The organism is Streptomyces sp. NBC_00207 (assembly GCF_045160965.1).
GTDB lineage: Bacteria > Actinomycetota > Actinomycetes > Streptomycetales > Streptomycetaceae > Streptomyces.
On the sequence record NZ_CP130715.1, the window covers coordinates 5,672,001 to 5,684,686 of the forward strand.

Genomic DNA, 12,686 nt, shown 5'->3' on the forward strand with positions numbered 1-12,686 from the left:
GGCCGGGTCAGTCGCCCATCTTCTTGGCCGAGCCGAAGGCGGCGAAGCCGCCGATGCCGAGGAAGACGTAGGACATGAAGTCCGCGCTCTCCTTCCAGAGGTCGTTCAGGCCGCCGATGCCGACCTCGCTGAACACCTCGCCCACGCCGACCTTGCCGTAGTCGGCGATCGCCAGCGCGATGAAGAACAGCTGGCCGAGGTAGACGGCGCCGAGGGAGAGCGCGGCGGCGATCGCGGGCAGGATCGGGTTGCGGCCGCCGACCTTGCCGATGGCGAGGCCGACGAGGAGGCCGACGCCGATCGCGGCGTAGCCGATCTCGCGCTCGATGGCGTTCATGATGCCGCCGTACGCGCCCGCCGCGACGAGGGCCGCGACGACGCCCGCGACGATGCCGAGACCGATGTTGCCGGTGCGGGCCGGGGCCGGGGCGGGCGCCGGGCTGAAGGAGTCGGGCGCGGGCGGCGTGAAGTTCTGGCTCATTGGGAAATCCCCCCCAGGGATGTGTGGGGCACACGTGTCCAGGGGGACGTATGTGCGAGATAAGTGACGCCGCAGGCTAGCAGCCGCGACGGACATTCACGGGGAGGATTTCCCGACCGTCACAGGCGGTGGGCCGCGCCGACCGGGCTGGCGCCGCGCGTGTCCAGCAGCAACTGGGCCTTCACGGCGAGACCTTGCAGGTCATAGGTGCGGTGGTGCTGGAGCAGGATCGTCAGGTCGGCGTTGGCCGCGGCCTCGTACAACGATTCGGCGCGGGGGACCGGCTGGTCCCTGACCCGCCAGCCCGTGATGTACGGGTCGTGGTAGCTGATCAGCGCCCCCAGGTCGAGCAGACGGCTGGCGATCTCGCGGGCCGGGGAGCCCTCCTGGTCGGCGAGGTCGGGCTTGTAGGTGACGCCCAGCAGCAGGACGCGGGCGCCGCGGGCCGACTTGCCGTGCTCGTTCAGCAGGGTGGCGCAGCGCTGGATGACGTACTGCGGCATCCGGTTGTTGATCTCCTGCGCCAGACCCACCATGCGCAGGGGGTGGCCGGGGGTGCGGGTGGTGTGGGGGAGGTAGTTCGGGTCCAGGGGGACGCCGTGGCCGCCGACCCCGGGGCCGGGGCGGAAGGCCTGGAACCCGTACGGCTTGGTCTCGGCGCAGCGGATGACGTCCCACAGGTCGACGCCGAGGTCGTGGCAGAGCACCGCCATCTCGTTCATGAGGGCGATGTTCACGTGCCGGTAGTTCGTTTCGAGGAGCTGGACGGTCTCGGCCTCGCGCAGGCCGCGGGCGCGGACCACCTTCTCGGTGAGGCGGGCGTAGAAGGCGTGCGCGGACTCGGTGCACGCGGGGGTGAGGCCGCCGATCACCTTGGGGGTGTTGGAGATGCCGTGGGTCCGGTTGCCCGGGTCGTGGCGGCTGGGGGAGTAGGCCAGGTGGAAGTCCCGGCCGGCCCGGAGCCCCGAGCCCGCTTCGAGGATCGGGCGCAGGTAGTCCTCGGTGACGCCCGGGTGGACGGCGGATTCGAGGATCACGGTGGTGTGCGGGCGCAGCCGCGCGGCGAGCGCACGGCCGGCCTCACCGACCGCGGAGAGGTCCAGTGCGCGATCTGCGCCGAGCTGGGTGGGGGCGCAGATGACGGCCGTGCGGACCCGGCCGAGCTCGGCCGGGTTGGTGGTCACCCGGAAGCCGGCCGCCGACATGCGGCGGATCTCGGCGGCGGTGAGGGTGGAGTCCGTGACCGGACCGCTGTCGTAGCCGACCGTCTCGATCCCGGCGGCGACGGCCGCCTGGGCGAGTGGGAGGCCGAGATGGCCGAGTCCGATGACGGCGAGATCTGCGGGCATGGGGGTGCCGTCCCTTCCCTGACATGAGGGGGCTGCCGCGCAAGTCCTCCGGGGGGACAGGGGAGCTGGCGCAATGTCAGACTAGGCGTATATATGAAAGATATGTCGCATTCTGGGGTGAAGGTCATCGTTGTGTTGTCCACAGGCGGTGGCTGATGTGGGTGCGGGCGGTCAGAATCATGAAACGGGGGCATGTGAGCGGGATCTCACCCGCACCAACGGGAGGCAGCCGTGAGGACAGCGACACTGGGGCCGGCGCAGCGGGCCGAGGCCCTCACCCGGATGGCCGAACGCGAGCTGGACGTGCTGGTGGTGGGTGCGGGCGTGGTGGGCGCGGGCACCGCGCTCGACGCCGTCACCCGCGGCCTGTCGACCGGCCTGGTGGAGGCGCGGGACTGGGCCTCGGGGACCTCCAGCCGGTCCAGCAAGCTGATCCACGGCGGCCTGCGGTACCTGGAGATGCTGGACTTCGCGCTCGTACGGGAGGCGCTGAAGGAGCGCGGCCTGCTGCTGGAGCGGCTCGCCCCGCACCTGGTGAAGCCGGTGCCCTTCCTGTACCCCCTGCAGCACAAGGGCTGGGAGCGGCTCTACGCGGGCTCGGGCGTCGCGCTGTACGACGCGATGTCGGTCTCCAGCGGGCACGGGCGGGGTCTGCCGGTGCACCGGCACCTGTCGCGCAAGCGCGCGCTGCGGGTGGCTCCGGCGCTGCGCAAGGACGCGCTGGTGGGGGCCCTGCAGTACTACGACGCCCAGATGGACGACGCGCGGTACGTGACCACGCTGGTGCGGACGGCCGCGGCGTACGGGGCGCACTGCGCCAACCGGGCGAGGGTGATCGGCTTCCTGCGCGAGGGCGAACGGGTGGTCGGCGCGCGGGTGCAGGACGTGGAGGGCGGCGGTGAGTACGCCATCCGGGCCAAGCAGGTCGTCAATGCGACCGGGGTGTGGACGGACGACACCCAGGCGCTGATCGGGGAGCGCGGGCAGTTCCACGTACGGGCCTCGAAGGGCATCCACCTGGTCGTGCCGAAGGACCGGATCCATTCGAGCACCGGGCTGATCCTGCGGACCGAGAAGTCGGTGTTGTTCGTCATCCCGTGGGGGCGGCACTGGATCGTGGGGACCACGGACACCGACTGGGACCTGGACAAGGCGCACCCGGCGGCGTCGAGCGCGGACATCGACTACCTGCTGGAACACGTGAACTCGGTGCTGGCGGTGCCGCTGACGCGCGATGACGTCCAGGGCGTGTACGCGGGCCTGCGGCCGCTGCTGGCCGGCGAGTCGGACGCGACGAGCAAGCTCTCGCGCGAGCACACGGTGGCGCACCCGGTCCCCGGGCTGGTGGTGGTGGCGGGCGGCAAGTACACGACGTACCGGGTCATGGCGAAGGACGCCGTCGACGAGGCCGTGCACGGGCTGGACCAGCGGGTGGCGGAGTGCGTGACGGAGGACGTGCCGCTGGTGGGGGCGGAGGGGTACCGGGCGCTGTGGAACGGGCGGGCGAGGATGGCCGCCCGGACGGGGCTTCACGTGGTGCGGGTGGAACACCTGTTGAACCGCTTCGGGTCCCTGACGGAGGAACTGCTGGACCTGATCGCTGCCGATCCGGGACTGCGTGAGCCGGTGTCCGGGGCGGACGACTACCTGCGGGCGGAAATCGTGTACGCGGCCTCGCACGAGGGGGCGCGGCACCTCGACGACGTGCTGACGCGGCGGACGCGGATCTCGATCGAGACCTTCGACCGGGGGACGCGGTCGGCGCGGGAATGCGCGGAGTTGATGGCTCCGGTGCTGGGGTGGGACGAGCAGCAGATCGAGAAGGAAGTGGAGCACTACGAGAAGAGGGTCCAGGCGGAGCGGGAGTCGCAGCGCCAGCCGGACGACCAGACGGCGGACGCGGCGCGGCTGGGGGCGCCCGACATCGTTCCGTTGTAACTCCGGAATGCGCGAGGGGGAACCGCGGACCCGGGGGGCCCGTCCGTTGCGGAGTGAGGAACAATGAGGGTTCTGCCGGGGCGGGTTACCGCGGGCCCCGGCCGCCGGGTCGCTCGGCCGCCGGGGCAGGCGGAGCAGCGGCAGGATCGCAGAGGGGACGCATGTCGAAGCCGGAGCACACCGAGTCACCTGCCGGGGCGCCTGCCGGTACGCCTGCGGCGAAGCCTGACGGTGCGAAGCCGGCGGCCACGTCTGCGCCGGCCAGTACGCCTGCGGCGAAGCCTGAGGGTGCGAAGCCGGCCGGGACGCCTGCGGCGAAGCGCCGGAACGTGAAGCCTGCGGCCGTGCCTGCGGCGAGGTCCGAGGATGCCGGGGTGCCTGCGGCGGAGCCTGACGATACGAAGCCTGCGGCTGCCAAGCCCGGGTTGAGCAAGGCCGCGCGCGTGCCTGCGGCGAAGGCCGAGCCGGAGGACGCGAAGCCGGAGCCGGGCGAGCCCGAGGACGCCCGGCCGGCGGCTGCGAAGCCGGGGCTGGGCAAGGCCGCGCCCGTGGGCAAGCCCGAGGCTGTGCCCGCGGCGGGAGAGGCGAAGCCCGAGCTGAGCAAGGCCAAGGCCGCGCCCGCGCCGGACGCCGAGGCTGAGCCTGCGGCCAAGACCGAAGCCAAGGCCGCGCCCGTGGGCAAGCCCGAGGCTGTGCCCGCGGCGGGAGAGGCGAAGCCCGAGCTGCGCAAGGCCAAGGCCGCGCCTGCGGCGGACGCCAAGGCTGTGCCTGCGGCCAAGGCCGTGCCGCTGGGGAAGCCCGATGTCGCGCCCGTCGCGAAGCCTTCGGCCAAGGCGGCCGAAGGGGTCAATCCCGTCGTCGAGAAGGCCGATGCCCTGGCGGCGGCCGTCAAGGCGGCGGCCGCGAAGGCGGCCGGGAACGGGGAGGACGAAGGGCGGCTGCTGGCCGGGCGCTACCGGCTCGGGGCCGTGCTCGGCAAGGGCGGCATGGGTACCGTCTGGCGCGCCCGGGACGAGACCCTGGGACGGACCGTCGCCGTCAAGGAACTCCGGTTCGGCACAGGCGTCGACGAGGACGAGAAGCGCCGCCTCATCACCCGTACCCTCCGCGAGGCCAAGGCCATTGCCCGGATCCGCAGCGGCGGCGCCGTCACCGTCTACGACGTCGTCGACGAGGACGGCCGGCCGTGGATCGTCATGGAGCTCATCGAGGGCCCCTCGCTCGCCGAGTTCGTACGGGAGAACGGCCCCCTGACCCCCCGTCGCGCCGCCGAGGTCGGCCTCGCCGTGCTCGACGTGCTGCGCGCCGCCCACGGCCAGGGCATCCTGCACCGCGACGTCAAGCCCTCCAACGTGCTCATCGCCGGCAACGGCCGCGTCGTCCTCACCGACTTCGGCATCGCACAGGTCGAGGGCGACCCCTCCGTCACCTCCACCGGCATGCTCGTCGGCGCGCCCTCGTACATCTCCCCCGAGCGCGCCCGCGGCCAGAAGCCCGGCCCGCCCGCCGACATGTGGTCGCTCGGCGGCCTGCTGTACGCCTCCGTCGAGGGAGTGCCCCCGTACGACAAGGGGTCCGCGCTCGCCACCCTCACCGCGGTGATGACCGAGCCCGTGGACCCGCCGAAGAACGCCGGCCCGCTGACCGAGGTCATCTACGGCCTGCTGGTCAAGGACCCCGCGCTGCGGCTCGACGACGCCCGGGCGCGGGCCCTGCTCACCGCCGTGGTCAACGCGCCCGAGCCCGTGCCGGCCCCGGCGGTCCCGGCCGCCGCCGAGGAGACCCGGCAGATATCCCTCGCGGACGCCAAGGCGGCCGCGGACAAGGCCTCTGCCGAGAAGGCAGCCGAGAAGGCGGCCAAGAAGGAACGCGAACGCCGTGACCGCGAGCAGCGCGAACGCGCCCGCGCCGCACTGAAGTCGGCCCGCAAGGCGGCCACGGCCGCGGCGGCCACGACGGCCGTCTCGGCCGCCGAGCCGCCGAAGGCCAAGCCGTCCCCCGTCGTGGCGCCGCTCACCGACGTCATGCTGCGCCGCACCATCGCGCTCGCGATAGCCGCCGTGGTCGTGGTGCTGGCCGTGATCGGCTCGCTGATCGCCTACGCCATGAGCGGCGACGACAAGGGCGCCAAGAACGAGGGCAAGGGCGGCCAGCCCACCCCGGCCGCCTCCGCCCCCGACAAGCAGGCCTCCCCGAAGCCCTCGGGGAACACCGGCGATTCGGCCGGCAACGGCAGTGCGGGCACCGGTGCCGGTACCGGCACCACCACCGGTACCACCACGGGTACGGGCGGCGAGCCCGGCCAGGGCCAGCAGTCCCCGGCCGCCAGCGCGGGACAGGGCGCAAGCGAGGGACAGGGCGCCACCTCCGGGGGAGCGGGCGGCGCCGTCCCGGCCGGATACGCCCTGGTACAGGACTTCGGGTTCCACTTCTCGATGGTGATGCCCGAGGGCTTCAAGCACCTGGAGACGGCGGGCAAGAACTCGGGCGCCATCTACAGCCGGGCCAAGGACTTCCCGAAGATCCAGGTCGACTACAACAAGAGCCCGGGCGACGACGCCCGCAAGGCCTGGCTCGAGCTCGCCCCCGCCGTGGGCGGCAGCAGCAGGGCGTACAGGCAGATCCGCATAGACACGGTGGAGTACAAGGGCTACCCGACCGTCGCGGACTGGGAGTTCGAGCGCGAGCAGAACGGCACCACGATCCGGGTGCTCAACCGCGGGTTCAGGGTGGACCCCACGCACGGCTACGCCATCATGATCAGCTGCCCCGCCGACCAGTGGGACGGCCCCCAGTGCACCCAGATGCGCAACATCGCCTTCGAGACCTTCCAGCCGCTCGGCTGACCCCGGGACGCGGGCGGCTCCGGCGACGTATCGTGTCAGCCGGGGCCATGGGGGGCCCACGCACTCGGGGGAGGCGATGTGGAGGAGTACGCGGGCCGGATCCTGGCCGGCCGTTACCGTCTGCCGCTGCCCCCGTCCGACGAGTACGAGCTGGTCGAGACCCGCGCCTTCGACACGCGCACCGGGCAGGAAGTCCTGGTCCGGCAGGTCCCGTTGCCGGAGGTCGTGGACGCCGAGCTGCTGGACGGGCAGCGGCCCGTCCCGGCGGCGGTGCGCCGCTCGCCCGCGGACCTGCCGGCCGTGCGGCGCGCGATCGAGGCGGCGCAGGCGGCCGCCTCGATTCCGGACCATCCCCGGCTCGACCAGGTCTTCGACGTCTTCGCCGAGGGCGAGTCGCTGTGGATAGTGAGCGAACTGGTCCCCGCCCGGCCGCTGGCCGCCCTGATAGCCGATGAACCGCTCAGCCCGTACAGGGCGGCTGAGGTGGCGTCGGACGTGCTGACCGCGCTGCGCGTGCTGCACGCGCACGGCTGGACGCACCGGAACATCACCGTCCGGACCGTGCTGGTGTGCGATGACGGCCGGGTCGTGCTGACGGGCCTGGCGGCCGGCGCGGCGGAAGAGGCCCTGTGCGGCTACGACCCCGTACCGAACTCCGCCGACCCCGACGGCGCCGGCGGCTGGGGAACGGCTCCCGCCCCGGCCCCGGGGCCCGCCACCGCCCCGGCTCACGGGCCGGGTCCGGCCCCGGCAGCCGCCCCCGCTCCCGCGCCGGAGTCCGCCCCGGACACCTCCGCCGGGTACGCCCCGCTCGTGGCTCCCGGGTACGACACCGGGCCCCGGTACACCGATCACATCACCCCGGGCCGCCCCCAGGGCCGCCCCGACCTCCAGGCCGCCGCGCGCGCCGGAGCCATCGCCGCCTACCGGGCCGGGGCGCGGGCGGCCGCCGCGAAGGTCGGCGAGCAGCGCCAGACCGGCCCCATCGTCGTGCCGGAGCAGAGGCCGCAGGGGTCGACGCTCCCGCAGGGGTACTCGTACCCGTACGGCGGCCCGGAGACCTCCTCCGCCGCTCCCTGGCACGGCGCGACCCCCCGCAACCGCCCGGCGCTGCCCGCCTCGCAGGAGCCGGACCCGCCGGAGCCGCGGGAGTCGCCGGAGCCGGACGAGCGGCAGGCACCGGCCGGGCAGGAGCCCGGGCCGGCGGCACAGCCCGGGCCCGCGCCGGCGGCGTGGAGCCGGGCCGAACCCCCGGCGGCGCCCGGGCTGCCCGCCCGGCTCGCCCTGCCCCAGGGCTACCGCCAGGCCGAGACCCCGGACCGGCCGGCCCCCGAACCTGCCGCCCCCGACGCGCCGCAGCCGGCCGGGGCGGGGCCCGCCCCCGCCACGGGCGGCTGGGCCGGGCCCCGGACCGGGCTGGACGCAGAGCGGGCGCGCCAGACGCGCATGGCCGTCGTCGGCGCCGTCACCGAGCGGTGGGCTCCCGAGCAGGCCGGCCCCGTCCTCGGGCACTGGCAGCTGGCGCCCCCCGTCGGGCCCGCCACCGATCTGTGGGCGCTCGGCGCGCTGCTGTACCGCGCGGTGCAGGGACACGCCCCGTACCCCGAGGACAGCGTCGCCGAGCTCGTCGAGCTGGTCTGCGCCGAACCGCCCGCCTTCGCGGAGGAGTGCGGGGCGCTGCGCCCGGTCGTGGAGTCGCTGCTGCGTCAGGACCCGACCGAGCGGCCCGACTTCGAGGAGCTCCGCGGCTGGCTGCGTTCGCTCGTGCGGTCGGCCCCCGAGCCGGAAGCCGCCTTCGGGGTGCTCCCCATGCCGGAGGCGGACCCCGCGCGGCTGCCCGTCGTACGCCGCCGCGGTGAGGTCCACGGGCGGCACCGCAATCCCGCGGCCCCCCGCAAACCGCGCGCCCTCGGCCGGACCCTGCTGGTCGGCATCCTGGTCCTGCTGGCCGGGACGGTGGCGTACGCGATGCTGTTCATGCCCCGCTCCGGCGCCCCGGAGCCACAGGGCGGCGCTCCCGGGAGCAGCACGCAGCCGCAGGCGAAGCCGAGCCCCTCGCAGGTCCCCACCGGCACGCCCGAGTCCAGGCCCGCGCCGCAGACGACCGCGCCCGCCGAGTCCCCGGCCGCTCCCGCTTCCGCCCCGCCCGGCTACACCGGCCAGCAGGACCCGGAGCACTTCGAGATCGCCGTGCCCAACGGCTGGGAGCGGCGCGGGATCAACGAGGCCGGCCAGGTGCGGTACACGGACGGGGCGTTCGTGCTGACCGTGGTCCCCGGCCGGGACAAGGTCCAGGGGAACCCGGACCCGGCGGCGTACCAGAAGGACAAGGAGCCGGAGCTGACCCCGTACCGCACCTCCACCTGGTCGACCGTCGGGGACGTCAAGACCACCAAGGTGGGCCAGCAGTTGCAGGCCACGGGCCGCTACACGTGGATCGACGGGACCGGTCGCAACGTCTACGCCCGCAATTTCGTCGTGGCACTGGGAGGGAGCTACCACGTCGTCCTGGTCACGGGCCCGGAGGACGAGCAGTCCAAGGTCACCGAGATCTTCGAGAAAGCCACGGCGAGTTACAAGTCGGGCGGTTGAGCGGATACTGACGACGGATCAGTACGGCGATTGCGTCACAGTGCCGCCTTTCGGCGGCCGGGCGGTTCCGGCAGCCCCCGTGGGATCCGTAATCTGGCCGTAAGTGCAGAGAGCGGCGGGATTTCGTGGAACAGCAGACAGGTGGGGGCGCCGTGCTGGCGGGCCGGTACCGGCTCGTCGAGCCGATCGGCCGGGGCGGCATGGGCAAGGTGTGGCGCGCGCATGACGAGCTGCTCCACAGGACCGTCGCGGTCAAGGAACTGACGGCTGGTCTGTACGTCGCCCAGGCCGACCGGGACGTCATGCACGCCCGGACGCAGAAGGAGGCGCGGGCCGCGGCCCGGATCCAGCATCCGGCGGTGGTGACCGTGCACGACGTGCTGGAGCACGACGACCGGCCGTGGATCGTCATGGAGTACATCGACGGCCCCTCCCTCGCGGAGGCGGCCAAGGCGGCCGGGCGGATCGAGCCCCGCGAGGCGGCCCGGATCGGGTTGCACGTGCTGGGCGCGCTGCGCGCCGCGCACGCGGTCGGCGTGCTGCACCGGGACGTGAAGCCGGGCAACGTGCTGCTGGCCAAGGACGGCCGGGTGCTGCTCACGGACTTCGGGATCGCCGCGATCGAGGGCGACTCCTCGATCACACGGACCGGCGAGATCGTCGGCTCCATCGACTACCTGGCTCCCGAGCGGGTCACCGGCGGGATCCCCGACCCGTCCTCGGACCTGTGGTCGCTGGGCGCCACCCTCTACACGGCGGTGGAGGCCCGCTCGCCGTTCCGCCGTACGTCGCCCATCTCCAGCCTTCAGGCCGTGGTGAACGACGAGCCGCCGGCGCTGCGCCAGGCCGGGGCCCTGGGGCCGGTCATCACGGCCCTGCTGCGCAAGGATCCGATGGAGCGTCCCTCGGCCGTGGAGGCCGAGCGGATGCTGCTGGAGGCGATGGAGGGCCGGGAGCCGAAGGCGGCGCAGGCGTACGTGCCCACGCGCGCGGTGACCCAGGACGAACTGGCCCCGGCGCAGGAGCCGTCCGCCGAGCCGGCCGCGCCGGCGGAGCGCGCGCAGCCGTCCGCGCAGACGACCTCGCAGACGGCTCCGCTGCCGGAACCCGCCGAGACCGCGCCGGTGCCCGCTCCCGCGGTTCCGGGGAGCGGCTGGCTCAAGCGGGCCGCGGGCATCGCCCTGGTGGCGGCGCTGCTCGGTGGCGGCGGTGTGTTCGGGGTGCTCAAGTACACCGACGACTCGGAGAGCGGCGGCGCGGACAAGAACGTCAGCGCCCCCGACGTGACCCCCGCGCCGGCCGGCTACAACCGGGTCACCGACCCCATCGCCGGCTTCACCCTGTTCGTCCCGGAGGGCTGGACGCGCCAGGCGAACGGCGACCAGATCGACTACACCCCGGACGACGGGAAGCACTTCATCCGGATCGCCTCCGATTCCACCCCGGACTACCAGGACCCGTACGCGCACCTGCTCGACCTGGAGAAGCAGGTGGCGAAGCGGACCGACTACAAGAAGGTGCGGCTGAACCAGAACACCTTCCGGGACAGCACCCTGGCCGCGCTCTGGGACTTCAGCTGGACGGAGAAGCAGAACCACCCCGGTCCGCGAAGAGCCAAGGAGCAGATGTACGTCTCGCCGGAGGGCACGGAGTACGCCATCTACATGTCGAGCCCGGCCGCCGACTGGGCCACGACCGAGCAGCAGTTCGACATCGTGCTCAGCGGTTGGGCGCCGCCCGCCAAGAAGCCCTGATCCCGTCATCCTGCCAGCGATCACTGGCGGAAATGACAAAATCCGGTTACCGGCGGGTACCCAAAGGCTGTCCGGCGCAATACGCTCACCGGCATGACGGACTCGCAGGCCCCGGCCCCCCTCCGCACCGCACCGGAACCCACCAACCCGGTCGCCCCGGCCCCGGCCGGTGCCCGTACCGCCGCCGACGTGGTGACCCCCGACCTGGTCGCCCGCCTCACCCGCGGAGTGCTCGGCTCCGGGCGCACCGCCAACCACACCCCCTTCACCGGGGACCGGCTGGCGGAACTCCCCGAGGCCACCCCCGAGGACGTGGCCGAGGCCTTCGAGCGGGCCCGCGCCGCGCAGCCCGCCTGGGCGGCCGTCCCCGTCGCCAAGCGGGCGGCCGTGCTCCTGCGCTTCCACGACCTGGTCCTGGACCGGCAGGCCGAGGTCCTCGACCTGATCCAGCTGGAGACCGGCAAGGCCCGCCTGCACGCCCACGAGGAGGTCCAGGCGGTCGCCGTCTCGGCCCGCCACTACGGCCGCAGGGCCCCCTCGTACCTGCGCCCCAAGGGCCACACGGGCGCCATGCCCACCCTGACCAAGGTCACCGAGCTGCGCCAGCCGCGCGGGGTGGTCGGCCAGATCGCCCCCTGGAACTACCCCCTGGAGCTGTCGGTCGGCGACGCCCTGCCCGCCTTCGTGGCCGGCAACGCCCTCGTCATGAAGCCCGACACCGAGACCGCACTGACCGCCCTGTGGGCGCGCGACCTGCTGATCGAGGCCGGGCTGCCCGCGGACGTCTTCCAGATCGTCCTCGGCGAGGGCCCGGTCGTCGGCCCCGAGGTGGTCCGGCACGCCGACTACGTCTCCTTCACCGGCTCCACCCGCACCGGCCGCGAGGTCGCCCGGGGCGCCGCCGACCGGCTCGTCGGCGTCTCCCTCGAACTCGGCGGCAAGAACGCCATGCTCGTCCTGCACGACGCCGACGTGGAGAAGGCCGCCGCCGGCGCCGTCCGCGCCTGCTTCTCCTCCGCGGGCCAGCTGTGCATCTCCATCGAGCGGCTCTACGTCCACGCCTCGATCGCCGACGCGTTCGTCGAGCGGTTCGCCGCCCGCACCAAGGCCATGCGGCTCGGCAGCTCGCTGGCCTACGGCGCCGACATGGGCTCCCTGGTCGGCGAGCGCCAGCTGGAGACCGTACAGCGGCACGTGGACGAGGCCGTCGCCAAGGGCGCCACCCTCGTCGCCGGCGGCACCGCCCGCCCCGACATCGGCCCGCTCTTCTACGAGCCCACCATCCTCGACGGCGTCGAGTCGCCCATGGCGGTGTGCGGCGAGGAGACCTTCGGCCCGGTCGTCTCGGTCTACCGCTTCACCGACGAGGACCAGGCCATCGCGGAGGCCAACGCCACCGCCTACGGCCTGAACTCCAGCGTCTGGACCAAGGACGCCCGCCGCGGCCACTCCGTCGCCGCCCGCCTGCGCACCGGCACCGTCAACATCAACGAGGGCTACGCCCCCGCCTACGGCAGCGCCCAGGCGCCCATGGGCGGCATGAAGGACTCCGGCCTCGGCCGCCGCCACGGCTCCGAGGGCATCCTCAAGTACACCGAGGCCCAGACCGTCGCCCACCAGCGGCTGCTCCCGATGGCGCCCTCGCTGGGCATGGACGACGAGAAGTACGCGGCGTTCATGACCCGCAGCCTCAAGATCATGAAGGCCCTCCGACTGCGCTAAGGGG

General features: G+C 73.5%; 7 protein-coding genes. 5 read left to right on the forward strand and 2 right to left on the reverse strand.

Annotation, left to right across the window (positions count from 1 at the left end; translation table 11 throughout):
- Positions 1 to 7 precede the first annotated feature (7 nt).
- Together OG472_RS26995 and OG472_RS27000 are read right to left on the reverse strand one after the other, a co-directional pair.
- The gene (locus OG472_RS26995) at positions 8 to 481 is read right to left on the reverse strand and encodes a hypothetical protein (RefSeq protein ID WP_401607311.1); all 474 of its coding nucleotides are present in this window, start codon (positions 479 to 481) and stop codon (positions 8 to 10) included.
- A gap of 119 nt (positions 482 to 600) precedes the next feature.
- Complete coding sequence (locus tag OG472_RS27000) at positions 601 to 1,830, reverse strand: nucleotide sugar dehydrogenase (protein ID WP_401607310.1); 1,230 nt, start codon at positions 1,828 to 1,830, stop codon at positions 601 to 603.
- A 231-nt stretch (positions 1,831 to 2,061) separates the two neighbouring features.
- Here OG472_RS27000 and OG472_RS27005 point away from each other — a divergent pair, with 231 nt between their 5' ends.
- The 5 genes from OG472_RS27005 to OG472_RS27025 all read left to right on the forward strand — a co-directional run bounded on the left by OG472_RS27005 (position 2,062) and on the right by OG472_RS27025 (position 12,682).
- Positions 2,062 to 3,768, forward strand: a complete 1,707-nt coding sequence (locus OG472_RS27005) for a glycerol-3-phosphate dehydrogenase/oxidase (RefSeq protein ID WP_401607308.1) — start codon at positions 2,062 to 2,064, stop codon at positions 3,766 to 3,768.
- A gap of 443 nt (positions 3,769 to 4,211) precedes the next feature.
- Complete coding sequence (locus OG472_RS27010; RefSeq protein ID WP_405942145.1) at positions 4,212 to 6,614, forward strand: serine/threonine-protein kinase; 2,403 nt, start codon at positions 4,212 to 4,214, stop codon at positions 6,612 to 6,614.
- 78 nt (positions 6,615 to 6,692) lie between these two features.
- A complete protein-coding gene (locus OG472_RS27015) occupies positions 6,693 to 9,206 on the forward strand; it encodes a protein kinase (RefSeq protein ID WP_405942146.1) in 2,514 nt (837 codons plus the stop codon).
- 125 nt (positions 9,207 to 9,331) lie between these two features.
- Positions 9,332 to 10,960 (forward strand): protein kinase domain-containing protein, encoded by a 1,629-nt coding sequence (locus tag OG472_RS27020; RefSeq protein WP_401607301.1) that lies wholly within the window; start codon positions 9,332 to 9,334, stop codon positions 10,958 to 10,960.
- A 93-nt stretch (positions 10,961 to 11,053) separates the two neighbouring features.
- Positions 11,054 to 12,682 carry a succinic semialdehyde dehydrogenase gene (locus OG472_RS27025; protein ID WP_401607300.1) on the forward strand — a complete coding sequence of 543 codons (1,629 nt, stop codon included), beginning with the start codon at positions 11,054 to 11,056 and terminating at the stop codon, positions 12,680 to 12,682.
- Positions 12,683 to 12,686 lie beyond the last annotated feature (4 nt).

Bases quoted from the DNA above. Each gene is read 5' to 3' on its own strand.
- OG472_RS27000 (WP_401607310.1), bottom strand. From the start codon at position 1,830: ATGCCCGCAGATCTCGCCGTCATCGGACTCGGCCATCTCGGCCTCCCA.
- OG472_RS27025 (WP_401607300.1), top strand. From the start codon at position 11,054: ATGACGGACTCGCAGGCCCCGGCCCCCCTCCGCACCGCACCGGAACCC.
- OG472_RS26995 (WP_401607311.1), bottom strand. From the start codon at position 481: ATGAGCCAGAACTTCACGCCGCCCGCGCCCGACTCCTTCAGCCCGGCG.